We start from the raw sequence: 15,737 nt of genomic DNA on the forward strand, positions 1-15,737 counted from the left end.
GGACTGAGATTCGCGCAATTATCTGTTGTTGCGCCGCAACAGGGCCTGTATGCACGCCGCGCCCCGAGGGCCACGCCGGCCCTGCGGCGTAATGGAGATAGCCATGAGCAACACGCAGAACTGGGTCGTACTGAAATTCGGCGGCACCAGCGTCAAATCGCTGGCGGACTGGCGTGTTATCTCCAAACGGATCGCCGATGTGCGGGCGGAGGGCAAACGGGTCTTCGTCGTGCACTCGGCCGTCGCGACGATCTCGGACCTGCTCGACACGCTGGTGACCCGCGCGGTCGCCGGCGAGGGCGAGGCCGAGCTTGCGGCGATCAAGGCGCGCCACCTGGAACTGGCGAGCGAGCTGGGTGTCGAGGGCGAGGCCCTGCTGGCGCCCTATTTCGACGCGCTGGACCGGCTGCGCGCCGGCCTGTCGCTGACCGGCGATGTGTCGCCGCGCCTGAAGGCGCGCATCATGGCCCAGGGCGAGCTGATGGCGACGACGCTGGGCCAGGCCTGGCTGGCCCGCGAAGGCGTGGCCTCGGCCTGGCTGGATGCGCGCGATCACCTGACCGCGGCCCACGCCTCCGGCGCCCGCGGCTATCTGGCCTGCGACTGCCCCTTCGATGCCGACGCGCATCTGCAGCGCACGCTGGCGGACCTGCCGCCGGTGATCGTCACCCAGGGCTTCATCGCCCGGCGCGAGGATGGCGACACCGCCCTCTTGGGCCGCGGCGGCTCGGACACATCGGCGAGCTATTTTGCCGCCAAGCTGGGCGCCGAGCGTATCGAGATCTGGACCGACGTGCCCGGCTTCTTCTCGGCGGATCCGCGTCTGACCGGCGCCGCCCGCCAGATCCGCTCGCTCGCCTATGAAGAGGCGCAGGAACTGGCCTCGATGGGCGCCGGCGTGCTGCACCCGCGCGCCATCGGCCCGGTGCGCCGCGCCGGTATCGAGATGCAGGTGCTGTGCACGCACCGGCCGGAGATGACCGGCACAACGATCTCGGCCACCCCGTCGGAAGACACGCCGCGCATGAAAGCGGTGTCGGTGAAGCATGGCGTGCGCCTGATCACGCTGGAGACCGACGGAATGTGGCGCGCCTCCGGCTTTCTGGCGCGGGCCTTCGAACCCTTCTCGCGCCATGGTGTGTCGATCGACCTGGTCTCCACTTCGGAGACCTCGGTCACGGTGTCGCTGGACGACGATCCGGGCCTGACGCCGGACGTGCTCGGTGCGCTGGAGGACGAGCTGTCGCAGATCGCCAGCGTCAAGCTGATCGAGGATTGTGCCGCCGTTTCGATGGTCGGCCGCGGTGTGCGCGCCCTGCTCGCCCAGCTCGGCCCGGCGATGGAGGCCTTCGCCCACTATCCGGTACGGCTGGTCTCCCAGGCGGCCAATGATCTCAACCTCACTGTCGTGGTGGATGGCGATCAGGGCCGGCCGCTCTGCCGCCGCCTGCACGACCAGCTGATCCAGCCGAAACCGCGCGACAAGACTTTCGGTCCGTCCTGGCGGGAGATCGGCGAAAACCTGACCGGGGCGGCCCCGGCGGGTGCCGGCACCTGGTGGCGCAACAAGCGCCAGGCGCTGCTCGATCTCTGCCCGGCCGACGGGGCGGTCTATGTCTACGATCTGGAGACCGTGCGCGCGCGCGCCGAAGCGGTCTCCGGGCTGAAGCATCTCGATCGCGGCTGGTATGCGATGAAGGCGAACGGCCATCCGGACATGATCCGCACGGCGGTGGCTGCGGGCCTGGGCGTGGAATGCGTCTCGATCAACGAGGTCCGCGCCGCCCGCGAGGCGGTGCCGGGCCTGGAGGCCGACCGCATCCTGTTCACGCCGAACTTCGCGCCGAAGGCGGAATACGCCGAAGCGCTGGAACTGGGTGTGCATGTCACGCTGGACGGGCTGCACCCGCTGCGCGCCTGGCCGGAGATCTTCAAGGGCCGCAAGATCACGCTGCGGATCAATCCGCAGCGCCCGGAAGGCCATCACAAGCATGTCCGCACGGCCGGGCCGGAAGCCAAGTTCGGCCTGCATGCCGACGAGCTGGACGAGGCGCGCACCCTCGCCGCCCAGGCCGGCGCGATCGTCAACGGCCTGCACGTGCATTCCGGTTCGGGCATTTCCGACCCGGATCACTGGCGCCGGGTCGGCCTCTTCCTGGTGGAGACGGCACGCACGATGCCGGACGTGGAGATCCTCGATCTGGGCGGCGGCCTGTCGGTCGACGAGGCCTCGGGTGTGCGCCGTATCGACATGGTGGCGCTCGATGCGGTGCTGGGCGATCTCAAGACCGCCCATCCGCAATACCAGCTGTGGATCGAGCCGGGCCGCTATATCTCGGCGGAAGCCGGCGTTCTGCTCGCCCGGGTGACCCAGCTCAAACACACCCCGGATGCGCGCTTCATCGGCCTCAATACCGGCATGAACTCGCTGATCCGCCCGGCGCTCTACGGTGCGCGGCACGAGATCGTCAATCTCACCCGGCTCGACGAGGACGCCGCCTGGATCGCCGATATTGTCGGTCCGATCTGCGAAACCGCCGACCGTCTGGGCGCCCAGCGCCTGATGCCGGAAACGCAGGAAGGCGATGTCATGCTGATCGCCAATGGCGGCGCCTATGGCCGCGTCATGTCGTCCAGCTACAACATGCGCGAACCGGCGGGCGAGGTGGCGATCTAGCAATCGGGACCACGGGCGGCCGGCGTAGAAGCGCGCTGGCCGCCCGCCTGCCTTGCGGGCTGTCGAATCGCCTGTGGGCGCCTAGGCTCTCATTGCCATGACCCCGGACACCCTGCTCGATATCGCGGCATCGCTTCCCGCGAATGCCACACTGCTCGCAACGCTGCCGGAACTGGGCCTGCCGCAGGCCCATCTGACCGCCGGCTGCCTGTTCCAGCCCGTCTGGAATCACCGTTCCGGACGCGAGCCGGGCTGGGGCATCAAGGATTTCGACGTCTTCTATTTCGACAACTCCGACCTCTCCTGGGAGGCCGAGAACGCCGTGATCGAGCGGGCCAATGCCCTGCTCGGGCCGCTCGCGCCGCAGGTCGAGATCCGCAATCAGGCGCGCGTTCACCTTTGGTATGAGCAGCGTTTCGGACGGGCCATTGCGCCGCTGACATCGGCGCGCGACGGTATCGACCGTTTCCTGATCCCCTGCACATCGATCGGTGTGGAAGTGGCAACAGGCGAGGTCTATGCCCCCAACGGGCTGGATGAGACCTGGGCCGGCATCCTGCGACCCAATCCCCTGCTCGACGAGACGGAGCTGTTTCTCGCCAAGGCGGAAAGCTACCGCTCCCGCTGGCCCTGGCTGACCCTCGAAACCGGCACGCCGCACGCGTGCGCGCCGGTCTGAGATGGCGCGCGCTCCTACTCGCTGCGCACCAGTTCGTAGCGGTCTTCACCAACCAGAAGTTCGGCAGCGCCCGCATCGCCGAACCGGATTCCGGCGGGGATGCCGCGGATCCGGAACAGGCCGGGTTCGCGCTCGACAAGGCCGGTGCGGCGGACAAGCGTGCCGTCCGGCGCCGTTTCGACATAGATCAGGTCTGCCCCGCTCACCTCGATCCGGATGCGGTTGCCGTCCGGTTCGCTGGCAAAGCGATACTCGCCTTCATACTGCGCCAGCCCCTCTGCTGCGCCACCCGAGCCGAAGACCGGCAGCGGAACGGACGGATCGAGCAGATGCAGGGCGATCTGCTGCAGCCCGTCATCGGCCGAGGCATTGCTCAGCAGCACCACACCGGTCGCCGTGTCCTGACGGAAGCCGACAAAGACCTGATAGCCATTGGCATCGCCGCTGTGATGGAAGACCCGGCGCTGACCATTGTCATGCACCTGCCAACCCAGTGGCACGCCATCCGTGCCGTCGAGCGCCAGACTGACGATTGCAGCGGCGTCTCCTTCAGGTGCCAGATGCGCTTCGACCAGCCGCGCGAGATCCCGCGCCGTCGAATAAAGACCGCCCGTGCCGTGAGCGACGCTCACCGTCTGCGGGCGGCTGTCCGAGATATCGCGGCCGCCTGCATGAGGATGCGCCAGGCGCTCCGGCTGATCGATTTCGTAGACCGTGTCGGCCAGGCCAAGCGGCCCGGTCACCGCGACCGCCAGATTGCCGGCGATGCTCCGGCCGGTCGCTTCCGTCAGGGCAAGCGCGAGCAGGGCCATGCCCGTATTGGAGTAGGCCGGCGTGTCCGACGGCGCAGCCGACCGGGCCACTTCGATCAGCGCGTTGGCACCATTGGCAGACAGAACCTCGCCAGGGACTTGCCGCGGCAGGCCGGCGCGGTGTGTCGCCAGCTGGGCCAGCGTCACCGGATTGCCGGCCAGGCGGTCCGGCCAGATGGCCGAAAGGGGCGTGTCCGGCGATACGTCGCCCTGTACCGCCAGGCCGGCGAGGGTTTCAGCGGTGAAGAGCTTGGTGACGGAACCGAGCTCGAAAACCGTGTCGGGGCCGATGGCGGGAGATGCCGGATTGCCCGTGCGGCCATATGCGAGAAAGACGCTCTGCCCGTCGCGGACATAGCCGAGCACGACGCCAGGCCGCCCGCCCTGCTCGACCGCCGCCTCCAGGCTGGCAGCCACGGCCGGCGGGACGGCGTCCTCGGCGGTCGCCGGTGCACAGGCGACGCAAACACTCGCGGCCAGGATGGCCCACATGGAAGGCGTGCGGTTCATTCTTCGTCCTCTTCGATATCCAGAATGTCGCCGGGCCGGCAATCCAGCGCGCGGCAGATGCCCAGGAGCGTATTGAAGCGCACGCCGCGGACGTGCCCGTTCTTGAGCAGGGAAAGATTGGTGGTCGACACGCCGACTTCGGCCGCCAGCTGGTTCAGCGACATCTTGCGGCGGGCCATCATCTCGTCGATCCGCACGACAATCCGCATCACACGATCTCGTCGCTGTCGCGCTGCACTTCGGCACCGACGCGGAAAGCCTGGGCGACGACGAGCAGGACGAGGCCCGCGACCAGGAGACCGGCATCGATGTCCGGCATCATGCGCAGGGCACCGCCTTCCGGCACGCGAGCGAATGTGTGGATCAGGATCGTGTCTGACGGGGCGTGTGGCAGCAGGATGACCTGCCAGACCAGCGCGCGCACGGCCTGCCAGGCCGGAACCAGCAGGATCAGGATACCGGCAAGGATCAGCCCCTGTGCCGTGGCCGGCGCAAAGGGACGCCGGGTGGCGACCTGGCGGCAGACCCGGCGCAGCATCCAGATCGCCGCGATCCACAGCGCGCCGGTGATCAACACATCAGCCGCACGAAACAGGTCTGCAACCAGGCCTGCCCCGGTGACGATCAGGCTGCCCTGGCGAATGTCAGCATGGGCGCCGCCGGCGTCGGACTGAACGGCCGGAGCCCCTTCCAGACGCACACTGTAGCCCGCGTCCAGCGGCTGGCCCGCAAGCGGCGCGATGATGACGAATGCGAGGGCGATCACACTCGCCGCCACGGCGAGCATGAGAACGGCCGTCAGCAGCCAGTCGAGAATTCGGGCGGTCATGGGCAACTCCTTCGCCGCCCGGATCGCATTTCAGATTATGTTTTTCAAGAAAAATATTATGTTTTACGTAAAAATTTGACTCGGGTTTTCCCATCGCTTGCGCATGGAATTCCTGCCGGAGCCTTGCTAGCCTCGCGAGTCACGGGACACGCACAGGGGACACGCATGTACGGGCTGATCGGGAAATTCATCGCGGCGGAGGGGCAGCGTGATGCGCTGGTCGATATCCTGCTGGAGGGCATGGCCAGCATGCCGGGCTGTTTCAGCTATGTCGTCGCACGCGATCCGCAGGATGCCAGCGCGATCTGGATCACCGAGGTCTGGGACAATGCGGAAAGCCACCGCGCATCGCTGGAACTGCCCTCGGTGCAGCAGGCGATCGCCCGCGGCCGGCCCCTGATTGCAGGCATGGAGCGGATCGCCGAAACCGCGCCCGCAGGCGGGCACGGTCTGGCCAAGGAGCCGCTCTAGTTCACGCGCCTGGAGCGTGATCAGGTGAAGTGGAAGCCGGTTCATCGGTTCGATCACGCGACCACTCAGGACCATGGAGCAGGGACGTTTCCGCAGGAAACGATCCTGCTCTAGTGGCAGCTCTTCCCCAGCGCGGCGAGGCGCCAGTAATTATAGGGCAGGGGCGCCAGGAAGCCGGCCAGCAGCATGATGGGCAGCACCCACCAGGTCAGCTTGGCGCCACCGGTCAGCAGAACATCCACCGAATTCATCACCGCCTCCATGGCGATCATGGAGATGAAGGACATGCCGATGGCGGTCCGGAACGCGGTCTTCAGGGCCATCTGACGCGACAGGATGAAGGTCTCCAGCGCGATGGAGGTGAGCAGGCCGTTGACGATGGCCAGGCTCATGATCGCCATCGTCGGCCAGGGAATGCCTGTGGCCTGGAAGAAGGCGATCGTGCCGAAATCGCCGATGGAACAGCCCAGCAGGCACCAGGCGGTATTCTTCGAGGCCCGGCCCCACAGGGGCGCGCGTTGCCAGAAACCCGGCCGGGCAAGGGAGGTCGCAGTCATGATGATGGTCTCCGGTTTACATCAACTGCCGCACTACCTAATCTTTCCTGTAGCTGGAGAGTCAAGGATATCGCCGCATGAATATCGGAAGCGCTGCCAGGGCCGCCGGACTGCCCGTGAAAACCGTGCGCTATTATGCTGATATCGGCTTGGTCGAAGCGCCGGACCGGACGCAGACCGGCTATCGGCGCTATGACGAAGCGGCGGTCCGCAAGCTCGCCTTCGTGCGCCGCGCCCGCGATTTCGGCTTCTCCATCGAGGAATGCCGCGAGCTCCTGAGCCTGTACGAGGACAAGAGCCGGTCGAGTGCCGATGTCCGCGCCATAGCGGCGGCGCATCTCGAGGAGATCGAGGAGAAGCAGCGCCAGCTGGCCGCCCTGCGTGACGAGCTGGCCCTTCTGGTCACCGCCTGCCGCGGCGACGACCGGCCGGACTGTCCGATCCTCGACCGTCTGGCCTGAAGCATTTTCAGCAGAAGTGGAAACCGGTTCTGCGGTTCGAAAATGGGCCGCCCACGAAGGCCGGACCCCGGCACCCCGGGGATATCCAGCATCTTATCCCCGCCCCCTCAGCCTCGCCTATACTGCCTCCACGGTCCGGCGATGCCGGTGCACAGGCGGGCAGGACCGGGTGGCGCTGACGCGGGAAGCGATCGTCCCGCGGCTTAATCCGCTTCACCGGGTTGCAGACGATCCTCCGGGACTTCGCGTGCCCATATCAAGTACCAGATACCCCCGGCGGGTCGTCTGCAATGCCCGAACCTCCGGCGCCCGGCGCGTGCGGAGCCGTTGGCGCGATGTCAGTCCACCGCCGGCTGCGAACTCACATCGATCGTGAAGGTGGAGTAGATCTCGCCAGCGTCCTGCCCGAGATGCACGGTGGCGGTCTCGCCCATGGCAACACGCAGTTCCGGCGCGGCGGCAAGACCGAACGGGGTCTCCCCGGTGTCCTCCTGGAAAGCGAGATGGACGCGGTAGAGAACCTCACCCGTCTCCAGCAGCGAGGGCTGCACGCCGACCATCAGTGTCCGCTGCACGTCGCTGTCCATCTCAGACAAGTCGAAAAAGCCTGCGGGCACGTCCTCGAAAAAGGTGAAGAAGACCTCGTCGCTGCCGATTGCCGTGCGGAATTCGGTCTCGTGCCGGCGGGTCAGACGCTCCCCCTCGAACTGGGCCTCGAGGCCCACAGCATACGAGGTGAGAATTACAGCGGGCGCGGCCGCCGCCGTTTGTTCGTCCACATGTGAACATGCCGCCAGGAGCGATGCGCTCGCGCCGATTGCCAGAATACCGATCCGCATGATGCGCCCTCCGGTCGAAGCCATTCCGTGAACGACTTATGCGTGATTTCCCGGTTCGGGCAAGAAAAAGCCCGGAACCTTGCGGGGCCGGGCTTTCCGTTTTTCGTTCACACAGTAGCGATCAGGCGCCCTGCGGTTCCGGTCCGGTTTCCGGACCTTCATCCGTCGTCGGCACGGCGCTGGTCGGCGCGCTCGGCGGCGGGGTCGGATCGTCTTCCGGGCGGCTCGGCGGCTTGCCGTTCAGCAGGTCGTTGATCTCGGCACCGGAGAGGGTCTCGTACTCCAGCAGGCCTTCGGACAGGGTCTCCCAGTCCTTGCGCTTCTCGGTCAGGATGCGGCGCGCCTCATCCATGCCGGCCTGGACCAGACCGCGAACCTCTTCCTCGATCTTGCGGGCCGTGGTGCCGGAGACGGACTTGCTCTGTACCAGCTGCTGGCCCAGGAAGACCTCGCCCTGATTGTCGGCATAGTCGATCGGACCCAGCTCGTCGGAGAAGCCCCACTGGGTGACCATGGCCTTGGCCAGACGGGTCGCCTGCTGGATGTCGGACGCCGCACCGGACGTCACTTTCTCCTTGCCGAACTTCATTTCCTCGGCAACGCGGCCGCCCATCATGATGGCGAGACGCGAGGTCATCTCCTCGTGCGTCATCGACATCTTGTCGCCTTCCGGCAACTGCATGACCATGCCCAGCGCGCGACCGCGCGGAATGATCGTCGCCTTGTGGACCGGGTCGGCCGCCGGCACGTTCAGCGCCACGATGGCGTGACCGGACTCGTGGTAGGCAGTGAGCTGCTTTTCCTTCTCGGACATGACCATGGAGCGGCGTTCCGGCCCCATCATGACCTTGTCCTTGGCGTCCTCGAATTCCTGCATGGAGACAAGGCGCTTGTTGCGGCGCGCAGCCAGCAGCGCGGCCTCGTTCACCAGATTGGCGAGGTCGGCGCCGGAGAAGCCCGGCGTACCGCGCGCGATCACCTTGGGATCCACATCGGAAGCCAGCGGCACGTCGCGCATGTGGACTTTCACGATCTTCTCGCGGCCGGTGATGTCCGGATTGGGCACCACGACCTGGCGGTCGAAACGGCCCGGACGCAGCAGCGCCGGATCCAGCACGTCGGGACGGTTGGTCGCGGCGATCAGGATGATGCCCTCATTCGACTCGAACCCGTCCATCTCGACCAGGAGCTGGTTCAGCGTCTGCTCGCGCTCGTCATTGCCACCGCCCAGGCCGGCGCCACGCGAACGGCCGACAGCGTCGATCTCGTCGATGAAGATGATGCAGGGCGCGTTCTTCTTGGCCTGCTCGAACATGTCGCGCACGCGGGACGCGCCGACACCGACGAACATTTCCACGAAGTCCGAACCGGAAATGGTGAAGAAGGGCACATTGGCTTCGCCGGCGACAGCGCGGGCGAGCAGCGTCTTACCGGTACCCGGAGGGCCGACCAGCAGCGCGCCTTTGGGAATCTTGCCGCCCAGGCGCTGGAATTTCGACGGGTCCTTCAGGTATTCGACGACTTCCTGCAGCTCGTCCTTCGCCTCATCGACACCGGCGACATCGTCGAAGGTCTTGCGGCCGTGATGCTCGGTCAGAAGGCGCGCCTTGGACTTTCCGAAGCCCATGGCGCCGCCGCGTCCACCGCCCTGCATCTGGCGCATGAAGAAGATCCACACCCCGATCAGCAGCAGGAAGGGGAACCAGTTGATCAGCATCGTCACCAGGAAATTGCCGTCCCGGTTCTCTTCCTGAACGCGGATATCGACATCGTTCTCGCGCAGGATGCGGACGGTGTCATTGTCCTGCGGCGGCAGGGTGGCGATGATCGTCTGTCCGGTCGCGGTCTGCGCCCGGATCGTGTCGCCCTGGATGGTCGCCTGGGAAATCTCGTCGCGTTCCACACGGTTGAGGAATTGCGAATAGGTGACCTCGCTGGAAGGCGTCGCGGGGTCGGAGGAATTCTGCAGCAGCTGGAACAGCGCCAGCAGCAGCACGAAGACCAGGGCCCAGATCGCGAGATTTCTCATTTGCATGCGTCAGTTCCGTTCAAGTTTCGGCCGTACACGACCGATATATGGGCATTGCGGAGCCATCTTGCCAGCCGGTGCCGCGGTGGAAAAGCGCGATCGGTCCGGAGCCTGAAGGCCGGGTAACCCGCCGCTGCGTCAATCTGTATCAAACCATACCGCCGGAGCGGCCGATAGAAGCCGGGTGCAAAATCTGTGCGCCTGCAGCGGCTCGATCTGCACTCGGCTGTCCTGGCTGCCCGGCACGCCTGCCAGCGCGACGACGTTACCCTCTTCACGCCCGCCTTCGCGCACGGCCAGAAGGCCCGGCCGGGCAAAGCCGGGAATTGCGTCGAGTATATCACGGCGATCAAGGCCATCATATGTCCGGCCCAGAGGTCCGGCGTCGAGGCCGGCGCCCAGCCCCGTGACAGCGAAACGGCCGTCCCAGACACCGTCGGTGTCGAGACTGCCAATGCCCGGCCGGTCGACCCGGCCGGTAACGGCGCCCGGATCGCGCACCAGCCAGGTGCGGCCCTGCCAGGGCGCCAGCATGACCCCGCCCGCTGTCGCCCGTTTTCCCGCGGCCAGCGCCGTGGACAGCCGGACAATCGCGTGCCGGCCCGGCAGGCTTTCCCGCCCGGAGACGGCCAGCACGGCGGCTTCCAGCACGGCGCGGCGGATCACCGGTGCCGCTGCGTTGAGGGCATCGGGATCGATCCTCATCCCGCCCCAGGGCAGAAGCTCGCAGGCTTGCGCCGCGAGACGGGCCGCGGTTCGCAGTTCGGCATCGCGCAGGGCGGCAAGGTCGCCCGCCAGCTGCGCCAGCCGGGGGATGTCGAGACTGGCAGCTTCCAGAGCCGCAAGATGCTGGCGGATGCGTACGCGCGTGTAGCGGGTGTCGGCATTGGAGGGATCGTCGATCCAGCGCTCACCCTGCCCGGTCAGCCAGTCTCTCAGCGCCTGCCGGCGCATCGTGAGCAGCGGGCGGCACAGAATGACATCCCGTCCGTCCGGCCAGACCGGTGACGGGGCCACCGGGCGCATGGCCGCAGCCCCGCGCCAGCCGCCACCGGCCGCAAGCCGCATGGCGAGGGTCTCGATCTGGTCGTCGAGCGTATGGGCGAGGAGGAGCCCCCTCGCCCCGGCATCCCTGCAGGCCCGGGCCAGAAGATGATGGCGGGCTTGGCGGGCAGCTTGCTGGAGGCCGCTGGCCGGTTTGGGTCCGGTCCAGACGAGACAATGCGCTTCATGCCCCAGCGCTTCGGCGCGGCGGATGACGAAGGCGGCCTCACCGGCGCTTTCGCGGCGCAGGCCATGATCGACCGTCAGGACGTGAAGCGTGCGTCCGGCACGCCCTGCCCAGCGGCTCGCCGCCAGCAGGAGGGCCAGCGAGTCACTGCCGCCGGAACAGGCGATGGCCAGCGGCCCGGGCGGCGCATGCCGGTCGAGCCAGTCGCCGACAGCCGCCGCCGGATCGCCCGCCATGCGGGATCAGCAGCCGGCGCGAACCGCCTCGCGGGAGGCCCGGGCGCGCGAGGCCGCAGATGCGTTGGGGAATTGGCTGTCGAACCGCTCCAGCGTGCCGCAGGCATCCGCCCGCCGGCCCATACCGTTCAGCGAGGCGGCCAGACGCACCAGGGCGTCAGGCGCCTTTTCGCCATTCGGCTCGGTCCGCAGCGCCGCGATATAGGCGTCGGCTGCGCCGGTGAAGTCGGAACGCACGAAGAAGGTCTCGCCCAGCCAGTACCAGGCCTCGCCGGTGCGGGCATGATCGGGATAGGCGTTCACGAACTGCTCGAAATCGACCTGGGCACCACCGAAATCGCCTTCCAGAAGCTTGTCGCGGGCATCGCCATAGAGGGTTTCCGGATCCGGCGCGGCAGGTGCACGCGTGTCGCTGGACGGCTCGTCAACCGGACGGCGCGACGGAGCCCCCAGCACGCCCGTCGCTTCGGCACGGGCCTCGGCATAGGGATCGTCGGGATCGACCACGGCAATGTCGCGGCCGCTTTGACCGGCCTCGTCCAGGCCTTCGCTCATCCAGGCAACAGCGTCTTCGTCGAGATCGCCGCGGTCGACGCCCTCGGCGCCCGCAGCGTCAGGACCGCCATCCATGCCGTCATAGCCGCCGGTAGAGCGGCCGCGGCGGTCGAGCTGGGCCTGCAACGCTTCCACCTGGCTGCGCAGCTGGCGGTTCTCGAAGTTCAGCCGTTCGGTTTCGCTGGTCAGCTCGCGCATCTGGTAGTCCAGCTCGTCGAGCCGGCGCAGGAGCGTTTCGGCGACCGGGTCGCCGGCCATCGACGAGGTCTCGACCTCGGCGATCCGGGCTTCAACGGCATCGAGCCGTTCGGCCAGTTCGCGGCGGGACTGGGAATGGGCGGGCGCCGCAACCAGAAGGGCGGCAGACAGGGCGGACAGGCAGAGTGTCTTGATCATGGAAGGCACCATAATGACGAGCGCGGCAAAATTACGGCGTCCGGTGCGGTCTGCCGCCCCCGGACAAGCAGACGCCCGCGACATGATCTGCCGCGGGCGCCGGAATGCTTGCGGTCAGCGCGTCACCTAATTGGTGTAGCTGCTGCCGACGATGGAGGTGGTCGCATTACGGTTGATCGCCCAGCAACGTTCGCCCGACTGCGTGCAGCTCGGACGTTCCTTGCCGTAGGAGGTCGTGGAAATGCGGGACGGATCGACGCCCTGGCTGACCAGATAGGACCGGGCTGCATTGGCGCGACGGGCGCCGAGAGCCAGGTTGTACTCGCGCGTGCCGCGCTCGTCGCAATTGCCGGCGATCAGGATGCGGGCATCCGGATAGCTGGCAAGCCAGGCAGCCTGGCGGCGCAGGGTCTCGCGGCCTTCAGCCGTCAGATCATTGCGGTCCAGGTCGAAGAAGACGCGGTCGCCCGCAGCCTGTACGAAATGCTCCGGCGTGCCCGGAACCGGGCCGGCGGGCTGGTTGGACCCGGTATCGGCCGGCTCGACCGAGCGCGGCGGCTCGACCGGCGTGGTATCGTCCGCCGGCGGGGTCGATGCGCAAGCGGTCGCGAAAGCGCCCAGCGCTGCAATGGCAAGCAGTTTGATTTTCATGATGTTACACCCTCATCCGGCCAGCCCCGAAATGGGCACTGGCCTACTCTCTTCACGACACGCGTGACACGGTTTGCGCCTGCGGCTCCCCCAACTGGCGCCGCTCGGCGAAGACGTTAAGCGGAAACCGATTACTCGATCAAGGGCGACCACGCCGGGTCGGAGGCCATTCCGCCCGTTGCCAGCCGCCGCAGATTGAATCCCGCCAGATCGATACTCCAGATTTCGTAACGCGTACCGTCCGAGCGCGGTTCCCCCCGCGTGAACAGCAGGACACGCCCGTTCGGCGACCAGGCCGGCGTATCGACGAAATAGCCCTCGAACAGGATGCGCTCGATACCCGAACCGTCAGCGCGCACCACACCCAGCGAGAAGGTCCCGCCGCTCTGCTTGGTGAAGGCGATCAGATCGCCCCGCGGCGACCAGACCGGTGTCGTGTAGATGCCGTCACCGAAGGTAATGCGCTGCACATCCGTGCCGTTGACATTCATGGTGTAGAGCTGGGACCCGCCGCCGCGCGACGAGGAGAACACGATCCGCTCGCCATCGGGCGCAAAGGAGGGTTCCACATCGTCGGCCGGATGCTGGGTCAGCTGGGTGAGATTGCGCGTGCGCAGGTCGAACAGGTGGACATCATGGCCCGACCGCCCCTGGATCGACACAGCGAGCCGCTCGCCGTCCGGCGAAAAACGGGCCGACAGGCTCTGCCCGTCCGGATTGAGGCCTGCCTGGCGCATGGCCGAGGAGAAGAGCGCCTCCTGGCGGCCGGTCTCGAGATCGTAGAGATAGGTCGTCGCCTGCCCGTCCAGGAAGGAGACGTAGGTGATTTCCTGCGAGTTTGGCGAATAGTTCGGCAGGAGCGCCATGTAGGAACGGTCGGTCAGGAAGGACGGGTTGGCACCGTCCTGGTCCATCCAGGCCAGCTGGCGCAGCGGTTCGCCATCGGAGCCGCGGCCTTCGGACACATAAACGATGCGCGTATTGAAATAGCCTTCCTCACCGGTCAGGCGCTCATAGACCTCGTCGGCGACGCGGTGCGCCACGCGGCGCCAGTTTTCCGGTGCCGTGCGGTATTGCAGGCCCAGCAGCTGTTCTTCCAGACGCGTGTCCCAGAGACGGAAAGCGACAACCAGCCGGCCATCCTCCTGGATCGTCACACTGCCGACCAGGAGGGCCGATGCGTCGATCACCCGCCAGTCGGAAAAGCGCGGGCGCAGATCGATATTCTCGATATCCTCGATATAGGCCGCCTGATCGACCGGCGCGAACAGACCCGAAGAGGCCAGGTCATTCGTCACCACACGGGTGATATCCGCGCCACGCGCGGCCGCTTCGTCGCTCGAACCGACAAAGTCCGGCAGCGCGATCGGCAGGGGATCGAGATTGCCGCGGGTCACATCGACGCGCAGCGGCTCCTGGGCCACAGCCAGTCCCGCGAACGCCAGGCTGGCGAGAGCGGCGGTGAAGACGGCGATTAGTCGGCTCATGCGGCAAAACTCCAGTCTGATCGATCAGCGGCTGTATAAGGACGGCGCGAAATTGACCTCAATTTGACGCCATTGCGAATAATGCTCCGGAGGCAACGGATAGGGCGCACATTGGTTCGCGGCCCGCAAGGCCCGTTCGCCCGCGACGCGGAGATAGGGGTTGGGCGAGTTGAGCACGCGCGCCTGGTCGACCAGGCGCGGCGGGCTCGTCAGCTCGCCATTGCGGTCGAGGCTGAACACGATGCGCACGGCCAGCTCGTCCGGATCCGGCGCGTCGAGCGAATTGCGCCAGCAGCGCGCCAGATGGCTTTGCAGCATATCCTGCAGCGTTGCTGTCATACGCTCGCCATCACCGGCCGAGCGACGGCGCTCGCCGGTGTCGGGCGTGCCCTGGTCGCGGCTTTGGGCAACCTGGCGCTCGATATTGCCCAGCATGTCTTCCAGAGACGGCTCGGCGGGCCGCGGCGGCTCACGGCGCACGGGTTCCGGTTCAGGCTGCGGCTCGGGTTCCGGCTCGGGCTCTTCCTCAACGGGGGCTTCTTCAACCGGTTCCGGCTCAGGCGCCGGTTCGGCTTCAGCCTCGGGTTCCGGAGCGATGGGTTCCGGTTCAGGCTCGGGCTCCGGTTCAGGCTCCGGAGCGGGCGGCGGAGTCTCGATCGCGTCCTCGACGGTCTCCTCCTCGGCCGGTTCCTCTTCCACCGGTTCCGGCTCGGGCGCCTCGGCGCGCACATTGGTCACGTCGGACACGGTGACCAGTTCGATCGGCACGATCGGCGTGTTCTCGAACACCTGCGCCGCACGGGGCAGATAGACCAGCCCCGCCGCCAGAATGCCGGCATGTACAAGGAGGGAGAGAACAAGACCTCGCACGGATGGCTCCGCTACCGCTCGATCGGGTCCGTCACCAGGCCCAGATTGGTGAAGCCGGCCGCGTTGATGTTCGCCATCACGCGCGCAACTTCACCGTAAGCCGCGCCATCGTCGGCACGGATATAGATGCGGCTCTCATAGCCGGTACCCGCAATGGCGCGCAGGCGCGGCGCCAGCTCTGCGAGCTCGACTTCGGTTTCCTGCAGGAAGATGCCGCCTTCGGCCGTGATGGTGATGGTCAGCGGCTCCTCGCCCGACGGCAGGTTGCGCGCTTCGGTTTCCGGCAGATCGACCGGCACGCCGACGGTCAGCAACGGTGCCGTGATCATGAAGACGATCAGCAGCACCAGCATCACATCGACGAAGGGCGTGACGTTGATCTCCGCCTTGGGCTTCCAGCGGGCACGGCCGCGACCGGATCCGCCGCTGTCGAGGGAAACGGCCATG

General features: G+C 66.9%; 16 protein-coding genes. 4 read left to right on the forward strand and 12 right to left on the reverse strand.

All coding sequences use genetic code 11. The annotated features are described in order from the left end of the window. Positions 1-103 precede the first annotated feature (103 nt). Both ABJO18_RS17085 and ABJO18_RS17090 read left to right on the forward strand, forming a co-directional pair. Positions 104-2,677: a bifunctional aspartate kinase/diaminopimelate decarboxylase gene (locus ABJO18_RS17085; RefSeq protein WP_348509359.1), complete on the forward strand. Its 2,574-nt coding sequence runs from the start codon at positions 104-106 to the stop codon at positions 2,675-2,677. Positions 2,678-2,774: 97 nt separating this feature from the next. Then, positions 2,775-3,356: a nucleotidyltransferase family protein gene (locus ABJO18_RS17090; RefSeq protein WP_348509360.1), complete on the forward strand. Its 582-nt coding sequence runs from the start codon at positions 2,775-2,777 to the stop codon at positions 3,354-3,356. 14 nt (positions 3,357-3,370) lie between these two features. Here the strand turns inward: ABJO18_RS17090 and ABJO18_RS17095 are convergent, their stop codons facing one another. The 3 genes from ABJO18_RS17095 to ABJO18_RS17105 are packed head-to-tail and all read right to left on the reverse strand — an operon-like array spanning position 3,371 to position 5,507. After that, positions 3,371-4,678 (reverse strand): serine hydrolase domain-containing protein, encoded by a 1,308-nt coding sequence (locus ABJO18_RS17095; RefSeq protein WP_348509361.1) that lies wholly within the window; start codon positions 4,676-4,678, stop codon positions 3,371-3,373. Continuing rightward, positions 4,675-4,887, reverse strand: coding sequence for a helix-turn-helix transcriptional regulator (locus ABJO18_RS17100; RefSeq protein ID WP_271186325.1), 213 nt, complete (start codon positions 4,885-4,887; stop codon positions 4,675-4,677). Before ABJO18_RS17100 ends, ABJO18_RS17095 begins: the two co-directional genes overlap by 4 nt. Next, complete coding sequence (locus ABJO18_RS17105; RefSeq protein ID WP_348509362.1) at positions 4,887-5,507, reverse strand: hypothetical protein; 621 nt, start codon at positions 5,505-5,507, stop codon at positions 4,887-4,889. Before ABJO18_RS17105 ends, ABJO18_RS17100 begins: the two co-directional genes overlap by 1 nt. A 165-nt stretch (positions 5,508-5,672) precedes the next feature. On the opposite strand from ABJO18_RS17105, the gene ABJO18_RS17110 reads away from it, so the two are divergent. Then, a complete protein-coding gene (locus tag ABJO18_RS17110) occupies positions 5,673-5,978 on the forward strand; it encodes a putative quinol monooxygenase (protein ID WP_348509363.1) in 306 nt (101 codons plus the stop codon). Between the two features lie 110 nt (positions 5,979-6,088). Here the strand turns inward: ABJO18_RS17110 and ABJO18_RS17115 are convergent, their stop codons facing one another. Further along, positions 6,089-6,535 (reverse strand): DUF4396 domain-containing protein, encoded by a 447-nt coding sequence (locus ABJO18_RS17115; protein WP_348509364.1) that lies wholly within the window; start codon positions 6,533-6,535, stop codon positions 6,089-6,091. A 77-nt stretch (positions 6,536-6,612) separates the two neighbouring features. Here ABJO18_RS17115 and cueR point away from each other — a divergent pair, with 77 nt between their 5' ends. Continuing rightward, positions 6,613-6,996: a Cu(I)-responsive transcriptional regulator gene (gene cueR, locus ABJO18_RS17120; RefSeq protein WP_348509365.1), complete on the forward strand. Its 384-nt coding sequence runs from the start codon at positions 6,613-6,615 to the stop codon at positions 6,994-6,996. A gap of 338 nt (positions 6,997-7,334) precedes the next feature. Here the strand turns inward: cueR and ABJO18_RS17125 are convergent, their stop codons facing one another. The 8 genes from ABJO18_RS17125 to ABJO18_RS17160 form a co-directional block, all read right to left on the reverse strand. Then, positions 7,335-7,835 (reverse strand): hypothetical protein, encoded by a 501-nt coding sequence (locus ABJO18_RS17125; protein ID WP_348509366.1) that lies wholly within the window; start codon positions 7,833-7,835, stop codon positions 7,335-7,337. 121 nt (positions 7,836-7,956) lie between these two features. Next, positions 7,957-9,870 (reverse strand): ATP-dependent zinc metalloprotease FtsH, encoded by a 1,914-nt coding sequence (gene ftsH, locus ABJO18_RS17130; RefSeq protein WP_348509367.1) that lies wholly within the window; start codon positions 9,868-9,870, stop codon positions 7,957-7,959. A 132-nt stretch (positions 9,871-10,002) separates the two neighbouring features. Continuing rightward, positions 10,003-11,331, reverse strand: coding sequence for a tRNA lysidine(34) synthetase TilS (tilS, locus tag ABJO18_RS17135; RefSeq protein WP_348509368.1), 1,329 nt, complete (start codon positions 11,329-11,331; stop codon positions 10,003-10,005). A gap of 6 nt (positions 11,332-11,337) precedes the next feature. Then, positions 11,338-12,282 carry a tol-pal system protein YbgF gene (gene ybgF, locus ABJO18_RS17140; protein WP_348509369.1) on the reverse strand — a complete coding sequence of 315 codons (945 nt, stop codon included), beginning with the start codon at positions 12,280-12,282 and terminating at the stop codon, positions 11,338-11,340. A 126-nt stretch (positions 12,283-12,408) separates the two neighbouring features. Beyond that, positions 12,409-12,933 (reverse strand): peptidoglycan-associated lipoprotein Pal, encoded by a 525-nt coding sequence (gene pal, locus ABJO18_RS17145; RefSeq protein ID WP_348509370.1) that lies wholly within the window; start codon positions 12,931-12,933, stop codon positions 12,409-12,411. A 131-nt stretch (positions 12,934-13,064) separates the two neighbouring features. After that, complete coding sequence (gene tolB / locus ABJO18_RS17150; RefSeq protein ID WP_348509371.1) at positions 13,065-14,420, reverse strand: Tol-Pal system beta propeller repeat protein TolB; 1,356 nt, start codon at positions 14,418-14,420, stop codon at positions 13,065-13,067. A gap of 24 nt (positions 14,421-14,444) precedes the next feature. Further along, the gene (locus ABJO18_RS17155; RefSeq protein ID WP_348509372.1) at positions 14,445-15,290 is read right to left on the reverse strand and encodes a hypothetical protein; all 846 of its coding nucleotides are present in this window, start codon (positions 15,288-15,290) and stop codon (positions 14,445-14,447) included. An 11-nt stretch (positions 15,291-15,301) separates the two neighbouring features. Beyond that, positions 15,302-15,736: a biopolymer transporter ExbD gene (locus tag ABJO18_RS17160; RefSeq protein WP_271186314.1), complete on the reverse strand. Its 435-nt coding sequence runs from the start codon at positions 15,734-15,736 to the stop codon at positions 15,302-15,304. Between the last annotated feature and the right edge of the window lies 1 nt (position 15,737).

The organism is Maricaulis sp., assembly GCF_039978735.1.
Lineage (GTDB): Bacteria > Pseudomonadota > Alphaproteobacteria > Caulobacterales > Maricaulaceae > Maricaulis.